The sequence below is a fragment of the Streptococcus cristatus genome (genome assembly GCF_963529205.1).
GTDB classification, from domain to species: Bacteria; Bacillota; Bacilli; order Lactobacillales; family Streptococcaceae; genus Streptococcus; species Streptococcus cristatus_O.
In genome coordinates this window covers 24,034-41,539 of record NZ_CAURYF010000018.1, presented here as the reverse complement: position 1 = coordinate 41,539, position 17,506 = coordinate 24,034, and the positions used below count along the sequence as shown (strand labels likewise).

The following is a 17,506-nucleotide window of genomic DNA, read 5'->3' as shown; positions in this document are numbered from 1 at the left end:
GCTGGTCCACAGCCAGCAAGAGCTGTCGCCGCATCCAACTGCTTTTCCTCTAGTTTGACTAGAAGGCCAGCAGATGACAGAAGCTCCCGCAACAAGTCTTCATCCGCTTGATTCGCCTGCTGGGATAAGGCATAGGTAATAACGCCCTCGCCAACGGCAACCGGTGTATTAGGCATGATCCGAATCCAACGATGGTGGCTAGGTGTCAATTTTTCTAATAGCTCCAAGCTCAGACCAGCAGCCATCGAAACTAGGAGAAGAGAATGCCGTTCTTCTAGAACTTCGTGATAGTCAGCCAGCAAGTCAGCAAATTGAGCTGGTTTGATTCCCAGAAAAATCACCTCTGCCTGAGCAAAAACTTCTTTATTACTGATCGGCTGCCCACCAACTTCCGCAGCAATCTTTTCAGCTTTGTCTCGACTGCGGTTGGCTAGAAGTAGTTTGCTTCTATATCTTTCATCTTGGGCAACTAGGCGAGCGAGACTGCCGCCCATATTCCCCAGACCGATAAATCCAATTTTCATCATTATTTCCTCACTTGACCAGTCCCTTGGATGACGTATTTATAACTGGTCAACTCTTTTAGTCCCATAGGACCTCTGGCATGCAGTTTCTGTGTGGAAATCCCCATTTCGCAGCCAAGGCCAAATTGACCGCCATCTGTAAAGCGGGTTGAGGCATTGACATAAACTGCTGCGCTATCCACCTGCTCTGTGAAGTAAGCTGCCGCTGCATCGTTCTCTGTCACAATAGCATCCGAGTGATGGGTGCTGTGAGCCTCAATATGCTCCACTGCTTCTTCCAGCGAAGGCACCAGCTTGACCGCTAAGATATAGTCCAAAAATTCGGTATCAAAATCTTCCGGTCTAGCTTGCGAGCCTGATATATACTGAGCTGCTTTCTCATCCAAACGTAATTCAACAGCTTTTTCTTGCGCAGCATCACGATCTGTTACCAAAATCTTTTGTAAACGTGGTAAAAATGCTGCCGCAATCTCTTCATGAACTAACAATACTTCCATGGCATTGCAGACAGAGGGGCGACTGGTCTTGGCATTCTCAATAATCGCCAAAGCCTTAGCTTGATCAGCATCCTTATCTACATAGACATGGACGATTCCAGTACCTGTCTCAATAACCGGCACAGTGGCATTTTCCACAACCGCCTGAATCAATCCCGCGCCACCACGAGGAATGAGCAAATCCAGATAACCTTTGGCCTTCATCATTGCCTGAGCTGAAGCCCGACTGGTATCAGAAACCAATTGGATACAATCCGGCGAAATTTTGGTCTGAGTCAAACCTTCTTTCAAAGCTGTGACAATAGCTTGCGCAGTCTGATAAGCATCCTTGCCACTTCTGAGAACGACTGCACTGCCACTTTTTAGAGCTAGAGCAGCAGCATCAGAGGTTACATTAGGCCGGCTTTCGTAGATAATCCCAATCACGCCCATAGCCACCCGCTTTTTGCTGATGACGAGGCCGTTCTCAAGCTCAGTCCTTTCCAAGACTTGCCCTACAGGATCCTCCAAGTCAATCAGCTGGCGAATGCCTTCTGCCATAGCAGCAATCCGATCCTCATCTAGATAAAGGCGGTCCAGCATCACATCAGAGATTTTACCTTTAGCCGCTGACATATCCAGTTCATTGGCTGCTAAAATATCAGCACGAGAAAGCCAGAGCTGCTTTGCCATTTCTTCCAACGCTTTGTTTTTCTCAGCAGTCGTAGCCGTGTTGATTGATCTTTTGGACTTTTTAACAATTTCAAATAATTCTTGTGTCGAGGTCATAGCGCCTCCTTTCGTAAGATACAATAATTTCTTTTTACAATTGATAAAGATCTTGGAGAGTTCGGTTAAAGGAAATAAGTAAGTTCCTATTTCCACTTAAAATTCAGAAAAGAGCAATTGAAGCTCTGGAGTAATAGAAATCCAATCGTCACGATGAATCACGACTCCCTTTGGCTTGCTAGAACGCAACATGTCCTTGAGGGCAGATTTACCAAAGCGCACGCGCCCCTTTCCTAAAATCGCACCAGTCTCTTCTTCGTACACCGTCACCGTATCTTGATAAGAAAAATGCCCCTCTAACCTAACAATTCCTGATGCCAGAAGGCTTTTACCATCGTAGCGCAGAGCATGAGCCGCACCTTGATCCACATAGATAGCACCTTGGCTCTTGGCATAGAAGGCTAGCCACTGCTTTTGCGTCTTCAAGCCCTTATCCTGCGCTGAGAAAAGGCTCCCGTCTCGAGTCTGGCACGCTGCCTCCAATAATGCATTACTTTTAAGCGACGAACAAATATAAACTGGTACACCAGACATGGTCGCCAAAGTTGCTGCTTTGATTTTTGTCAGCATGCCACCAGTCCCATTGCTGGAGCCCGCCCCGCCTGCCATGTCAATCAAATCGCTCGAGATCGCCTCAATTCTTTCAAGACGTTGGGCAGTTGGATCTGAAGCTGGGTTGGCTGTGTAAAGCCCATCAACATCTGTCAAAAGTACCAAAAGATCCGCCTGAACCATGGCTGCCACCTGAGCACTGAGCGTATCATTGTCTCCTACCTTTAGCTCCTCGATAGAAACTGTGTCATTTTCATTGATAATGGGAATAGCTTCACGATTGAGGAGGACTGACAAAGCTTGGTGGGCATTTTTGTAACGCCGCTTATCCGCAAAATCATCCTGCGTCAGCAAAATCTGGGCGGATACAATCTTCTTCAAGAGTAGATTGGTGGTGTACTCCTCTAGGAGAAGCCCCTGACCAACAGCGGCCGAAGCCTGTTTGTCGGCTACCTTAATAGGGCGTTTTTTAAAGCCCAGAGACGAAAAACCAGCCGCAATAGCTCCAGACGATACCAAAATCAACTCATGTCCTGCTTCATGCAAGACTGATAATTGATGGGTAATTTCCCGCACCTTTGCCCGCGACAGACTGCCGTCAGGATTTGTCAGTGAGCTCGTTCCAACTTTAAATACAATACGCTTTGCTTTCATAGCTTCTCTTTTCCTTACTAGATTTCCTTATTATACCATAAGGATAGGAAAATTAAAAAAACAATCTTTCCCCATTTCTGCCCTCTTAGCAATAGAAAATATGCTATAATATTCACAAATACTATTGGAGAAAAACTATGATTAAACTAATTGCCCTTGATATGGACGGAACCTTGCTAACTGAGGAAAAAAAGATTCCTCAAGCTCATATTGATGCCATTCACCAAGCTATACAAGCTGGAGTCCAGCTTGTACTATGTACAGGCAGACCGCTCGTGGGTGTCAAGCCTTACTTTCAGGAGCTGGGCTTGGAGAATAAAAATGAATATGTCATCGTAGACAATGGCTGCGCTATCCATCAGACTATCGATTGGCAGGTTGTTGATTGGCAAGAATTAAAGCCCGATGACATTCGCTACCTTTACAGTTTGGCCGAGCAGAGCCAAGTGCAGTTGACCTTGTTTGATGAAGAGCATTACTTCGTCGTAGGGGAAAAAGCCAGCAAAATTGTGACAGATGATGCGGCTCTTGTCTTTACAACTCCTACTGAAATCAGCCTTGAAGAAGCTTGCAACGGTCAGCATCGAATGTTTCAAGCTATGTTTCTAGGAAATCCAGAACAGGTAGACGATTTTGAGACCAAGTTCGCTCAAGAACTCTGCCAGCGATTCAGTGGCGTCCGTTCCCAGCCTGTCATCTACGAGGCGATGCCAAAAGGTGTTACCAAAGCCTTTGCCCTAGAGCGTCTAGCGCAACGCTTAGAGATCAATCCTGAGGAAATCATGGCACTGGGCGATGCGAATAATGATATTGAAATGCTGCAGTTTGCTGGCTTGGGTGTTGCCATGGGGAATTCTAGCCAGCATGTCAAAAACTTAGCCGACTACGTGACAGATAGCAATGAAGAAAATGGCGTTGCTACAGCTATTGCTAAGTTTATCCTAGGACACTAATCCTGTACTCCACATATTTCCATAAATTAAAAAGACAGTTGTAGGAGAGAGAGCAACTGTCTTTTTTTGATATAAATCAACTAAGTTTAGAGGGAGATACTTTTTCCTTTGGCTTAAAACAATTCTTTGTATAAAGCAATGGTTTCTTCCAAAGTCGGCATGAAAGGATTGCCCGGTGCGCAAGCATCAATCAAGGCATTCTTAGAAAGGTATTCAAAGTCAAAGTCCTTTTCTTCAATGCCAAGCTCGGTCAGTTTCTTAGGAATACCGACTGTTTCGGACAAGGTTTCGATTTCCGAAATGGCATATGCCGCACATTCTTCATCAGTCTTGCCTTCGGTATGCATGCCTAAAGCTTTAGCTACATTTCTAAAGGCTGCTGGTACACGTTTGGCATTTTCACGCTCAACTACTGGCAGGAGAATAGCGCAGCAAACCCCATGAGGCAAATGATAGACCGCACCTAGCTGGTGAGCCATCGAATGCACGTAGCCCAGACCTGCATTGTTAAAGGACATGCCGCCAAGGAAAATAGCATTAACCATAGCTTCACGCGCTTCTATATCATGGCCATTAGCAACTGCTCGCGGCAAATATTCCTTAATCAACTCAATAGCACCGATAGACAATTTCTTGGTCACGCCATAAGCGCCAGGAGTTACCAAGGCCTCAACAGCATGAGTCAAAGCATCCATCCCAGTCGCTGCCGTTAAATTAGCTGGTTTGGAAACCATGAGCTCTGGGTCATTGACAGAGATGAGAGCTAGTCTATTTTTATCAACCATCACCATCTTAACCTTACGCTCTTCGTCCGTGATAACATAGTTGATAGTGATTTCGGCGGAAGTCCCTGCCGTGGTGTTGATGGCTACAACTGGCAGACCCTTTTCTTTAGACTTGTGGAGCCCTTCATAATCCTGCGGCTTGCCCCCATTTGTCGCCATAATGGAAATACAGCTAGCAGCATCCTGAGGTGAGCCACCGCCAACGCTGATGATAAAATCACAGTCATTTTCCTGAAGAGTAGCTAAGCCATCGTAGACATTCTTACAAGAAGGATTTGGGTCTACATCTTCAAAAACCACATATTCAATGCCTTCTGCTTCTAGCGGCCTGATGACTTTTGGTAAAATGTCACTGGATGCAATGTAGTGGTCTGTAACGATTAGAGCTTTCCTGAAGCCCAACTCTTTGACATGACCGCCAAATTCATTGATGACACCCTTACCAATCAAATTGACTGATGGAACATAGAAAACTGACATAATGATTTCCTCCTTAATTGAGCACAAGGCTCTATTGCATATGTTAATATAATTTTACTACTTTCTCTTCTACTTTTCAAATAATTATACAAGTCAAAATACAAAAAAGAGGCTGGGACAAAAGTCCTAGCTTCTCAATTGTCTTTGGATTGTCGAGCAAGACGCAGTGGTTGAGTAGGGCTCTACTACGCTGATTTCATCAGCTTTTACAGCCCTACTCAACTGTGCGGAGGTGGGACGACGAAATCGAATTCTAACGAATTACCGATTTCTGTTCCACTCTCTTTGGCTACTTGCGATACATTTTGACTTGAAGATAGAGGTCATTGTAAGTTCCAAGCCATTTTGGTCCTAATTGCTGATAGACTTCCAGATGCTTCATGGTTTCCTCGGTTGGATAGAAAGCCTCATCTTCCTGTACTTCTTCTGGCAGCATGGCCTTAGCAGGAAGGTTTGGCGTTGAATAGCCAACATAGAGCGCATTCTTATAAGCATTTTCCGGTCTCAGCATAAAGTTAATAAACTGATAGGCAGCTTTTTTATTTTTGACCGTCTTTGGAATAACGATATTGTCAAACCAAAGATTGCTGGCTTCTGTCGGAACGACATAGCGCAAGTCTTCATTGGCCTCCAGCATTTGACGAGCCTCACCAGAGAAAGTCACGCCGATAGCCGCGTTATTCTGAATCATATAACCCTTCATCTCATCAGCGACTATGGCCTTGATATTTGGCGTCAGAGTGTAGAGTTTATCGACCGCTTCTTGCAACTGGTCTGCATCTTTAGAGTTAAGGCTATGACCATTCGAGTTCAGACCAATCCCCATAACTTCGCGAGCTCCGTCAATCATCATGATGGAGTTTCTGTATTCTGGCTTCCAGAGATCGTTCCAGTGCTCAGGCGCGTGCTCGACCATTTTAGTATTGTATACAATGCCCAGCGTTCCCCAGAAATAAGGAATGGAATACTGATTTTCTGGATCAAATGGCTGATCCAAAAAGTCTGAACCAATATTTTCCAAGCCTTTGATCTGGCTATGATCCAATTTCTCCACCAAGTTTTCTTTCATCATCTTGGCAATCATGTACTCACTCGGGATGGCGATATCGTAGGTTGTTCCACCCTGTTTGATTTTCGTATACATGGCTTCGTTGGAGTCGAAAGTTTCGTACTGAACCTGAACGCCTGTTTCCTTAGTAAACTCAGTCAGCAATTCCGGATCAATGTAATCTCCCCAGTTATAGACAACCAATTTATCACTGCCCTTGCTGTTGGCTTTACTCTCAATCCGATAGCTAATTCCCCACAAAATCAGGATAATCGCAAGAATCCCTGCTAAAAACGAATAGAGTTTTTTCATGCTGCTTCCTCCTTCTCACGCGTGATAAAGTAATAGCCAATGACTAAAACGATACTAAAGAGAAAGACCAGAGCAGACAGGGCATTGATTTCCAAGGAAATTCCTTGCCGTGCACGGGAATAAATCTCTACGGAAAGAGTTGAGAAGCCATTTCCTGTTACAAAGAAGGTCACAGCAAAGTCATCGAGTGAGTAGGTGAAAGCCATAAAATAACCGGCAATGATGGCTGGTGTCAGATAAGGCAGCATGATTTCCTTGAGCATCTGTACTTGACTAGCTCCCAAATCATAAGCAGCTTTAATCATGTCGTCATTCATTTCTTTCAGCCTTGGCAAAATCATCAGCACAACAATAGGAATTGAAAAAGCGACGTGGCTGGCCAAAACGGATACAAAGCCCAGCTGGAATTTAGCCGTGGTAAAGAGAATCAGGAAGCTAGCACCAATCATAACGTCAGGCGCCACCATCAGAATATTATTGATGGATAAGAAAGCATCCTGATATTTTTTGCGGGCTTGGTAAATATAAATAGCACCAAAAGTTCCGATAATCGTAGCAATGAGGGAAGAAAGAAAGGCTAAGAAGAACGTCTGCGCCAAGATCAAAATCAAGCGCGAATCTTCAAATAACTTTTGAAAATGAACCAGATCAAAGCCCGTAAATTTGTTCATATCATCGCCAGCATTGAAAGCATAGGCAATCAAATAAAAGATCGGAAGATAAAGGATTAGAAATACGATCGCTAAATAGAGATTAGCAAATTTTTTCATCGTTCTCTCCTTTCCTTGGTTGCCCACATAGTGAAGAGCATGGCAATAATCAGAACCACTCCTATGGTTGAGCCCATTCCCCAGTTTTGCGTTGTCAAGAAATGCTGTTCAATGGCTGTTCCCAGCGTGATGACACGGTTCCCACCGATCAAACGCGTAAGCATGAAGAGGCTGAGACTGGGAATGAAGACGGACTGCACGCCACTTCTCACACCATTCATTGAAAGTGGAAAGACAACATTGCGGAAAGTCTGCCAACGATTGGCACCCAAGTCATAGCTGGCATTGATGAGGTTGGGATCCAAATCATCCAAGACATTGAAAATCGGCAGAATCATAAAGGGCAGCTCAATGTAACTGGCAACAAAAATAAAAGAAAAGTCAGTGAAAAGAATCTGCTTGGGACCGATACCGATAAAGGTCAGAAATTCATTCACCGAGCCATTTTGTCCAAAAATGCCGATAAAGGCGTAAGCTTTGAGCAAAAGATTGATCCAAGTTGGCAGGACAATCAGCATGAGCCAGAGCTGGCGATGCTTGAGCTGGGTCAAAAAATAAGCAGTCGGATAGGAAATGAGCAAGGTCACCAAGGTGATGATGCCTGCGTAAAATACCGAGTTAAAGCTCATTTTCAGATAAGTCAAATTCTGCGATGTAAAATAAATCCGATAGTTTTCCAGCGTGAACTGACCTTCGATATTAAAGAATGATTTCCAGACAATCATCATCACTGGAGCTAGAACAAAGAGTAGAATCCAAAGAAAATATGGAACCAGAAAAAGGTTAGAGGTTGTTTTCTTCATCTCTTTCCTCCTCAATGGCATTGATCAGCCCTGCTTCTTGCTCTTCGATTTCTACGTATTCTTCAATCCGAGCATCGAATTCTTCTTCGGTTTCATTGAGGCGCATGATATGGATATCCTCTGGTTCAAAGTCCAGACCGATTTCTTCTCCGACGATGGCCTTACGCGTTGAGTGGATCATCCATTCATTTCCGAGTTCATCATAGGCGATGATTTCATAATGAACCCCGCGGAAAAGCTGGGTATCCACTTTAACCTGCAGTTTTCCTTCTTCAGGCAAGGTAATGCGCAAATCTTCTGGACGAATCACTACTTCAACGGATTCGTTTGGTCGCATTCCTCCGTCAACTGCTTCAAAGCGCTTGCCATTGAACTCGACCAAGTAGTCTTCGATCATCTTACCTGGCAGGATATTAGATTCTCCGATAAAGGTCGCAACAAAGTGGTTAATCGGCTCATCATAGATATCCACTGGCGTTCCTGACTGGACAATCTCTCCTTCATTCATGACAAAAATCCAGTCACTCATAGCTAGGGCTTCTTCCTGGTCGTGGGTGACAAAGACAAAAGTGATCCCAAGACGCTGTTGGAGTTCACGGAGCTCATATTGCATATCCGTCCGCAGCTTCAAATCCAGCGCAGAAAGCGGCTCATCTAGTAGGACAACACGTGGCCGATTGATGATGGCACGGGCAATAGCTACCCGCTGACGTTGCCCACCTGAGAGTTTCCGAATAGAGCGACGTTCATAGCCTTCCAGCTGCACCATTTTCAACACTTCAGCAACCCGCTCTTCAATTTCTTTTTTGTCCACCTTCCGCAAACGCAAAGGAAAGGCTACATTCTCAAAGACATTCATATGCGGGAAAAGAGCGTAGGACTGAAATACAGTGTGAACATCCCGTTTATTGGTAGGAATGTCATTGATGCGGACACCATCCAAAAAGATGTCTCCCGTAGTCGCATCCAAAAGTCCTGCAATAATATTGAGGATGGTTGACTTTCCAGAGCCAGAAGCCCCTAGAAGCGTATAAAATTTTCCTTCTTCTAATTCAAAGTTGATATCTTTGAGAACGACGGTGTTACTGTCTTCAAAAACCTTCGAAACGTTTTTGAACTCAATAATTGGTTTTTTCAATTGGCATAAATTCCTTCTTTTCCATGTATTAACAGATTTTTGGTTCTGTCAGACCAAAAAAACCTCTCGAGGGCTACTATGGCCCTGCATACTTGCGATATCGATAGGCTTTCACCCCCTTTACTAATGACACATGGATATTGGCTCCTCCAAAGACTTAGACAAAACTGAGAAAAGCAGTCGGACATTTACATATGGGACTCTTCTGCTTCTCCAATAATTCTAACTTCTCTTTCCAGAGTGACACCTGAATGCTCTTTGACGGTTTTAATGACATGAGCAATCAACTTTTCATAATCGCTAGCTGTACCATGATCGACGTTAATCATGAAACCAGCATGCTTTTCTGAAACCTCTATACCACCGATTCGGTAGCCTTTTAAACCTGCCTCACTGATCAACTGACCAGCAAAATGTCCCAGAGGACGCTTAAAGACCGACCCACAAGATGGGTATTCCAGAGGCTGCTTGAGTTCACGCAGATAGGTCAGGCGTTCCATTTCCTGACGAATGTTTTGGTGGACACCTGGTGCCAGACCAAACTTAGCTGAAATCACAATGTCGCCAGTTTCTTGAATAAGTGAATGGCGGTAACCAAAGCGCATATCACGTGCATCCAAGGTCTTAATTTCGCCTTCAGGTGTCAAGACCTTGCAAGAAACGAGTACATGAGCAATTTCTCCGCCATAAGCGCCAGCATTCATAAAGACAGCACCGCCGACACTACCCGGGATGCCACAGGCAAATTCAAAGCCAGTCAAACTATGATGCAGAGCAATACGAGTGGTCTGAGTCAAGTTTGCACCAGCCTCTGCCTCAATCGTATAGCCATCTACTGTTACATTATTTAGCTTGTCAAACATGATGACAAAGCCTCGAATACCGCCATCTCGAACAATAATGTTACTTGAATTCCCAAGCACCAACCAAGGAATATTTTCACGATTGGCTAACTTGACAATCCGAGCCAATTCATAACGGTTGCGTGGAAAAACTAAGAAATCGGCAGCTCCGCCCACCTTTGTGTAAGTGTATTGACTCAAAGGTTCATTGAAACGGATGTCGATTCCTTCTAATTCCACAGAATATTTTTCTAGGTTTTGCATGACTTACTCTCTTTTTTACAAATTACACTCTATTATATCAAAATTAAATGATATTTACGATAGACTGGAGGGAAATTAAGTTTCTTTTCAAAGCAAAAAGAAAGAGGAGAACGAAGATTGTAGACCAACACTGCGTCCACAAGTTCGTCATCCTCAAACTCTCTTCTATTTTTCTACACGTACACCCTGAGTATCGACTTGCAACTGGAAAACTTCCCCATCAAAGTCTTGTTCCTTGATTTGCTGATAAATCTGCTCAGCTTTGTCTTTCGGAGATAAAACCATAACAGTCGGACCAGCTCCAGAGATATAAGTCGCAAAAGCGCCCTGTTTTCTGGCTAAGAATTTGATGTCAGAAAATTCTTTGATAAGCGGTTGGCGATATCTCTCATGGAAACGATCAGATTCAATGGCACGACCAGCTGTTTTCATATCGCCCTTTAAGAGTGCTGCAACAGCGACATTGGCTACAGAGCTTGCCGCAACAGCTTCCTTATAAGAAAGGCGATTAGGCAAGACACGGCGGCTTTCAACTGTTCTCAACTCATAATCGGGAATAAAAGCGATAAAGCTGACCTCTGGGAAATCTGACACGACAGCCGAAACTTGATTTTGGAAGGAGCTTGCAATCACTAGATTTCCATAAATTGCTGGTGCCACATTGTCAGGATGGCCTTCTATTTTTGTCGCAATTTTCAGCTTTTCATGATCCGATAAGTTCAGATTTGCTAACTGATTAGCCAGTTCAATCCCAGCAACAATAACGGAGCTAGAAGAGCCAAGACCGCGCGCCAAAGGAACATCGCTAGTCATTTTTAAGCGATGAGGCTGAAGGTCTGGGGCCAATTGCAGGGCAATCTTGATTAGTAAATTCCTTTTATCCGTTGGAATTCGAGGATTGAGGTCATGCTCAATAACCCACTCCTGACTTTCTTCCAAGACTTCGATTTCTAAATATTTGGAGACTGCAACACCAACTGAGTCAAAACCAGGCCCGATATTGGCACTGGTTGCTGGTACAATAATTTTCATCTTATTCTCCTAATACTTTAAAGGTATTGAGCAATTCAAACTCTGGTACCTCACGGAGCTTGGCAACGACATTTTCTAGCTGAGTCTTGCTGACAGCATGTGTGATGATGACTACACGAGCAGTTTCACCATCTGTACCTTCTTGCAGAATTTGCTTGAAGGAAACTTCTTCAGCATTGAAGATTTCAGCCAAATGCAAGACTTGACCTTTGGCATCTGGAGCCAAGATAGAGAAATAATAGTTGCTCTTAACATCCTCAGGTTTAGCCAAGACAAGCTCGCGACTAAATTCATTGAAGGCTTTGCCAATCGTGCCTTCATTTAGGCGACGGACGATACGGACGATATCTGCAACGACACTGGTCGCAGTTGGTTTTTGGCCTGCCCCTGGACCGTAATACATGGATTCTCCAATACCAATTGACTCGACAAAGACCGCATTCATTACGCCGTTTACGCTAGCTAGCGGATGCGCTTTTGGCAAGAAAGTCGGTGTTACTTCCGCAGCGATTCCTGATGGTGTTTCCTCAATTGAACCAACTAATTTCACTACATAGCCCAAATCTTGAGCAACAGCGACATCTTCTGGCGTGATGTTGCGAATACCTTGGTGACTGACATCTTCAAACTTGATGTTCATACCGAAAGCAAATTGGCTGAGAATGACCATTTTATAGGCTGCGTCAATTCCATCAACATCGTTAGTCGGATCGCTTTCAGCAAATCCTAAACGTTGCGCTTCCGCAAGAGCATCCTCGTAAGACCAACCTTCTTCTACCATCTTGGTCATCATGAAGTTAGATGTTCCATTGACCACACCCAAAACGCGAGTAATCTTGTCAGACGCCAATGAATTAACCAAGGTGCGCAAAATTGGGATACCACCTGCAACAGCAGCTTCATAGTAAAGGGCAACGCCATTTTTCTGAGCAATGTCTAACAATTCAGAACCATGAACTGCCAGCAAGTCTTTGTTAGCGGTTACCACATGTTTACCTGCTTCAAGTGCGCGCGTGATAAAGGTTTTTGCTGGTTCAATCCGTCCCATCAGCTCCACAACGATCGCAATTTCGCTGTCATTTAAGATTTCATCCACATTGGTCACAAAGTTGTAATCATTTCCAGCTGCCAAAAGACGTTCTTTTTCGGCATCATCCTTGACCAAGACTTTAGCAACTTCAATCTCAGAATGAGCAGCCTGAACAATCTTTTCTCCATTTTCTTTCAACAAGAAAGGAACACCACTGGCAACTGTTCCAAAACCAAGTAAAGCAATTTTAATAGACATGAGGAACTCCTTGAATATTTCTTATATAAAAAACATTATAACAAAAATATATAGAAATGCCTACAAATCTATTTGTATATTTGTTATAATGTAAGTAAAAATTTTAAACTCATGAGATTAGAAGGAGATACCATGACCGATAAACACATTGGAAGACGCATGCAAAGACACAAAGCTAAGAAAAAGGCATTCCTTTTTTCTATTATCAATCTTTTCTTGCTCCTTGCCCTAATCGTAGGCGGAATTTATCTTTGGAAGACTCAGTTCTCTCCTAGCAAACAATCCTCTGCAGGCAATCAAACTGTGCAATCCACCTCCAAGCCAGACTCTACCTCAAAAAATGAGGAAGCTTCGAAAATAAAGTGGGTAAAACAAGATGAGCCTGTTAAGATTCCAATTTTGATGTACCATGCGATCCATGTAATGGATCCCTCTGAGGCAGCCAATGCTGGTTTGATTGTAGATCCAACTACTTTTGAAAGTCATTTGCAGGCCCTGAAAGAGGCTGGTTATTATACTTTAACCCCAGATGAAGCTTACAAAGCTTTGACAGAGAATGTCCTACCTGAAAATAAAAAAGTAGTCTGGCTAACCTTTGATGATAGTTTGAAAGACTTTTACACCAATGCTTTCCCACTACTTCAAAAGTACCAGATGAAGGCAACCAACAATGTCATTACTGGATTTGTCCAAGCTGGCCGTGAAGATATGCTGACGCTAGATGAGATCAAAGAAATGAAGGAAAAGGGAATGTCCTTTGAAGACCATACCGTCAACCACCCTGATCTATCAACTGCTACTGCTGATCAACAAACCCTTGAACTACGTGATTCTAAAGCCTTTTTAGACGACAATCTCTCACAAACAACCACGACTGTTGCTTATCCATCAGGCCGCTATAGCGATGCGACCTTGCAGATTGCTGAAAGTCTAGGCTATAAGATGGGATTGACGACCAATAACGGCCTGGCTTCCCTGTCTAATGGGCTGCTCTCACTCAATCGTGTTCGAGTGAACCCAACCACTACTGCAGAAGATTTATTAAACGAAATCGCTACAAATTAATCTTAGAAAGCTTGCTTCAGACGAAGCAGGCTTTTTCTATTTCCGATAGCAACTTTTTCCAATCACAAAAAAACCAGTTCCAAAGAACTGGTGTAAAAGGCTATTTAGACTTGATATAGTTGATACCGTCTGCTTTCGGAGCAACAGCTTTACCAAAGAAGGCTGCAAGAACCACAATCGTCAAGACATATGGCGCAATCTGTAGATAAACCGTTGGCACTTTTGAAAGAAGAGGCAACTGATTTCCAATAACGGCTAAACTTTGAGAAGCTCCAAAGAAGAGACTCGCCAACATAGCACCGATAGGACTCCATTTACCAAAGATCATAGCTGCCAAGGCGATAAATCCTGGACCTATGATAGTTGTCACAGCAAAGTTAACGGAGATCGACTGAGCATAGATAGCTCCACCAATACCACCAAGTAGACCAGAAATCATAACACCGCAATAGCGCATGAGGTAAACATTGATTCCCAGTGTATCTGCTGCCTGCGGATGCTCTCCAACTGAGCGAAGACGCAATCCAAATTTTGTCTTAAACATGATAAACCAAGCAAGGAAAGAGAAAGCGATGGCCAAATATCCCATCAGACTTGTATGTTTGAAGAATATATCTCCTATGACCGGAATATCAGACAAAATAGGAAAATTAAATTTACCAAATGAACGCTGAATGTTGTCTGTTTGCCCCTTGTTGTAGATAGCTTTAACAAGGAAGACTGCCAAGGCTGGTGCTAATAAGTTTAGAACCGTACCACTAACGACGTGGTCTGCACGGAAGTTAATGGTTGCTACAGCATGGATAAGGGAGAAGAGCACTCCGACTAAACCAGCAGCAATCAAGGAGAGCCATGGAGTCAAGCTGCCAAAACTACTTTCGAAAGTCAGGTTAAAGAGAACGCCTGTAAATGCTCCCATTACCATGATCCCTTCCAAGCCGACATTGACGACTCCGGCATGCTCCGAATAAGCTCCACCGATACTTGTAAAAATCAAGGGAGCCGCATAAATCAGCATAGATGATACTAATAAACCTAATATCGTTACAATACTCATCCTAGTTTCCCCCTTTCACTTTACCAGCTTCTTGCTTACGGTTTTTAAATAATTCAAAAACTGTCTTACCAGTCAGACGCTCAATCAAGTAATGAGCGCTAACAAAGAAGATAATCGAAGCTGTCACAATATTGACCAATTCTGTCGGAATCTGAGCCACGTTCATACCTGGCGCACCGACACTTAAAACTGCAAAGAGGAAAGCCGCAAAAAGGATACCAACTGGAGAATTGGCTGCCAAAAGGCTAACCGCCATACCATTGAAACCAACGCTCAATGAACTTCCTTGTACAAAGACATTCTGATAAGTACCTAGTCCTTCTACTACTCCTCCAAGTCCTGCAAGGGCTCCAGAAATAATCATGGACAAGATAATAGTCCGTTTAGAGGACATCCCTGCGTATTCAGCTGCATTTGGGTTAAGACCAACAGCACGGATCTCAAAGCCAAGCGTTGTTTTCTTCAGCATATACCAGATCAGCACAACTGCAATCAAAGCAAAGAAAATACCAATATTCATCCGAGAGTTAGCTGTCAAACTTCTCAGCCATTCTGTTTGATAAATGGCATTGGCACCAACACGCTTACTAGAGTCAACACTCTGCATCACAGATTTTGGAAAGCTACGGATAAAAGCATTTCCAACGAAGAGGACGATATAGTTCATCATAATCGTAACGATGACCTCACTCGTTCCTAAATAGGCACGCAGAACTCCTGGAATAGCACCAATAATCCCACCAGCTACTGCTGCAATGACTACAGTTGCTAGCAACATCAGTGGGCGAGGTAGGTCAGGGAAGGAAAGGGCAAACCAACCAGCCAGAATCCAACCAGCCAAGGCCTGACCTGGAAGTCCGACATTGAAAAATCCAGCCCGACTAGCAACGGCAAAACCCAGACCAATGAGAACTAGAGGTCCCATCGCCCGAGAAATTTCACCCAAACTTCTCAAAGAACCAAATGCTGTTTTAAAGAGGGATTCATATCCCCAGATGGCATCATAGCCAAAGATAGCCATGACAATTGCTCCCAATAAAATCCCCAAAAGAACTGAGATTAAGGGAACTGCAATCTGCTGTGTTTTCTTAGACATTTGAATCTCCCTTCTAAATCTTACCACCAGCCATGAGAATACCAAGTTCTTGCTTATTGGTTTTCTCTGGAGTCACGATTCCTTGAATCTTGCCATCATGGATAACGGCGATTCTGTCAGAAAGATTGAGTATTTCATCTAGCTCAAAGCTGACAACAAGTACTGCCTTACCTTGAGTACGCTCCTCAATCAAGCGTTTATGGATATATTCAATCGCTCCAACATCAAGACCGCGGGTTGGCTGACTGACAATCAACAAATCTGGATCACGATCCACTTCCCGAGCAATGATAGCCTTCTGCTGATTTCCTCCTGAGAGGGCTGAAGCAGGTACATACTCGCTAGCTGCCCGCACGTCAAACTCTTTCATCAGGTTGCACGCGTAAGAGTAAATATTATTGTAATTCAAGATGCCGTTTTTGCTAAGTGGTTCCTTGTAGTAAGTCTGCAAAGCAATATTTTCAGAAATGGACATCTGCAGCACCAAACCATCGCGATGGCGGTCTTCAGGGACGTGGCTGACCTTCATCTCTGTAATCTGACGTGGTTTCTTACCAATCACGGACTGGTTCTTGATCAAAATTTCACCCGAACTTACTTTTCTAAGTCCTGTGATAGCTTGAATCAACTCAGTCTGACCATTTCCATCAATTCCTGCAATCCCAACGATTTCACCAGCACGAACATCCAGTGAAAGTCCTTTAACAGCTGGAACGCCGCGATTCTCTTCAACGACAAGATTCTTGATGGAAAGAACCGTCTCTTGCGGATTAGAAGGTTTCTTCTCAGTCTTGAAGGAAACGGCGCGTCCTACCATCATTTCTGCCAAGTCTTGGTTGGTTGCACCAGCAATTTCAACGGTTTCGATCGATTTTCCTCGACGAATAACGGTCACTCGGTCAGAAACTGCACGAATTTCATCCAACTTATGAGTAATAAGGATGATAGACTTACCTTCCTTGACCAAGTTTTTCATGATTTTCATCAATTCATCAATCTCAGATGGTGTCAAAACAGCTGTTGGTTCGTCAAAGATTAGGATATCTGCACCACGGTAAAGGGTCTTCAAAATTTCAACACGTTGTTGGGCTCCAACAGAAATATCCTCAATCTTGGCAGATGGATCGACCGACAAACCATATTTCTTAGACAAACGCTTAATTTCTTGCGTAGCGCGTTTCAAGTCTAAGATACCATTTTTTGTAATCTCACTTCCAAGAATAATATTTTCAGCAACAGTGAAGGCTTCCACAAGCATAAAGTGCTGATGCACCATCCCGATACCAAGTGAGGCCGCCTTTGATGGAGAGTCCAGCTTAACTGGCTTTCCGTTTACTACAATCTCACCACTAGTCGGCTCAAGTAGGCCGGCCAACATATTCATCAAGGTTGACTTCCCGGCACCATTTTCTCCTAAAAGAGCGTGAATTTCACCTTTTCGGAGTTCCAAATTGATTTTATCATTGGCTACAAATTCACCAAAAACCTTGGTAATTTCTCGCATTTCAATGACATTTTCATGTGTCATGGCTCTTTCCTTTCCAGAATTTCATTTTATGTCGATATAACCTCCTCGGA

16 protein-coding genes are annotated in these 17,506 nt (G+C 43.7%); 2 read left to right on the top strand and 14 right to left on the bottom strand.

The window, feature by feature from the left end; all coding sequences use genetic code 11:
* The 3 genes from RWS39_RS05415 to proB all read right to left on the bottom strand — a co-directional run.
* A partial coding sequence (locus tag RWS39_RS05415; RefSeq protein ID WP_314481216.1) for a pyrroline-5-carboxylate reductase family protein occupies nucleotides 1-524 on the bottom strand: 524 nt, incomplete at its 3' end.
* A gap of 2 nt (nucleotides 525-526) precedes the next feature.
* Nucleotides 527-1,789 carry a glutamate-5-semialdehyde dehydrogenase gene (locus RWS39_RS05410; protein WP_314481214.1) on the bottom strand — a complete coding sequence of 421 codons (1,263 nt, stop codon included), beginning with the start codon at nucleotides 1,787-1,789 and terminating at the stop codon, nucleotides 527-529.
* 96 nt (nucleotides 1,790-1,885) lie between these two features.
* Nucleotides 1,886-2,995, bottom strand: coding sequence for a glutamate 5-kinase (gene proB, locus RWS39_RS05405; protein WP_314481212.1), 1,110 nt, complete (start codon nucleotides 2,993-2,995; stop codon nucleotides 1,886-1,888).
* Nucleotides 2,996-3,132: 137 nt separating this feature from the next.
* On the opposite strand from proB, the gene RWS39_RS05400 reads away from it, so the two are divergent.
* Nucleotides 3,133-3,948, top strand: a complete 816-nt coding sequence (locus RWS39_RS05400; RefSeq protein ID WP_314481211.1) for a Cof-type HAD-IIB family hydrolase — start codon at nucleotides 3,133-3,135, stop codon at nucleotides 3,946-3,948.
* Nucleotides 3,949-4,061: 113 nt separating this feature from the next.
* Here the strand turns inward: RWS39_RS05400 and RWS39_RS05395 are convergent, their stop codons facing one another.
* The 8 genes from RWS39_RS05395 to RWS39_RS05360 form a co-directional block, all read right to left on the bottom strand.
* Nucleotides 4,062-5,213: an iron-containing alcohol dehydrogenase gene (locus RWS39_RS05395; RefSeq protein ID WP_314481210.1), complete on the bottom strand. Its 1,152-nt coding sequence runs from the start codon at nucleotides 5,211-5,213 to the stop codon at nucleotides 4,062-4,064.
* A 289-nt stretch (nucleotides 5,214-5,502) separates the two neighbouring features.
* A complete protein-coding gene (locus tag RWS39_RS05390; RefSeq protein WP_314481209.1) occupies nucleotides 5,503-6,573 on the bottom strand; it encodes an ABC transporter substrate-binding protein in 1,071 nt (356 codons plus the stop codon).
* Complete coding sequence (locus RWS39_RS05385; RefSeq protein ID WP_005590157.1) at nucleotides 6,570-7,343, bottom strand: ABC transporter permease; 774 nt, start codon at nucleotides 7,341-7,343, stop codon at nucleotides 6,570-6,572. The genes RWS39_RS05390 and RWS39_RS05385 overlap by 4 nt, the downstream gene beginning before the upstream one ends.
* Nucleotides 7,340-8,146, bottom strand: a complete 807-nt coding sequence (locus RWS39_RS05380) for an ABC transporter permease (protein WP_125373028.1) — start codon at nucleotides 8,144-8,146, stop codon at nucleotides 7,340-7,342. The genes RWS39_RS05385 and RWS39_RS05380 overlap by 4 nt, the downstream gene beginning before the upstream one ends.
* Nucleotides 8,127-9,284 (bottom strand): ABC transporter ATP-binding protein, encoded by a 1,158-nt coding sequence (locus RWS39_RS05375; protein WP_005590153.1) that lies wholly within the window; start codon nucleotides 9,282-9,284, stop codon nucleotides 8,127-8,129. Before RWS39_RS05375 ends, RWS39_RS05380 begins: the two co-directional genes overlap by 20 nt.
* Nucleotides 9,285-9,472: 188 nt before the next feature.
* Nucleotides 9,473-10,390, bottom strand: a complete 918-nt coding sequence (murB, locus tag RWS39_RS05370; protein ID WP_314481208.1) for a UDP-N-acetylmuramate dehydrogenase — start codon at nucleotides 10,388-10,390, stop codon at nucleotides 9,473-9,475.
* 165 nt (nucleotides 10,391-10,555) lie between these two features.
* A complete protein-coding gene (thrB, locus tag RWS39_RS05365) occupies nucleotides 10,556-11,422 on the bottom strand; it encodes a homoserine kinase (RefSeq protein ID WP_314481207.1) in 867 nt (288 codons plus the stop codon).
* Nucleotide 11,423: 1 nt separating this feature from the next.
* Nucleotides 11,424-12,710, bottom strand: a complete 1,287-nt coding sequence (locus tag RWS39_RS05360) for a homoserine dehydrogenase (RefSeq protein WP_125381771.1) — start codon at nucleotides 12,708-12,710, stop codon at nucleotides 11,424-11,426.
* A gap of 132 nt (nucleotides 12,711-12,842) precedes the next feature.
* Here RWS39_RS05360 and RWS39_RS05355 point away from each other — a divergent pair, with 132 nt between their 5' ends.
* Nucleotides 12,843-13,775: a polysaccharide deacetylase family protein gene (locus RWS39_RS05355; protein ID WP_314481206.1), complete on the top strand. Its 933-nt coding sequence runs from the start codon at nucleotides 12,843-12,845 to the stop codon at nucleotides 13,773-13,775.
* A gap of 100 nt (nucleotides 13,776-13,875) precedes the next feature.
* On the opposite strand, the gene RWS39_RS05350 is transcribed toward RWS39_RS05355, so the two are convergent.
* From RWS39_RS05350 to RWS39_RS05340, 3 genes are read right to left on the bottom strand one after another with little or no spacing between them, the layout of a single operon-like run.
* Nucleotides 13,876-14,832, bottom strand: a complete 957-nt coding sequence (locus RWS39_RS05350; protein ID WP_061911259.1) for an ABC transporter permease — start codon at nucleotides 14,830-14,832, stop codon at nucleotides 13,876-13,878.
* Nucleotide 14,833: 1 nt separating this feature from the next.
* Nucleotides 14,834-15,928: an ABC transporter permease gene (locus tag RWS39_RS05345; protein WP_048791819.1), complete on the bottom strand. Its 1,095-nt coding sequence runs from the start codon at nucleotides 15,926-15,928 to the stop codon at nucleotides 14,834-14,836.
* A gap of 13 nt (nucleotides 15,929-15,941) precedes the next feature.
* Nucleotides 15,942-17,456: an ABC transporter ATP-binding protein gene (locus tag RWS39_RS05340; protein ID WP_048791818.1), complete on the bottom strand. Its 1,515-nt coding sequence runs from the start codon at nucleotides 17,454-17,456 to the stop codon at nucleotides 15,942-15,944.
* Nucleotides 17,457-17,506: the final 50 nt, after the last annotated feature.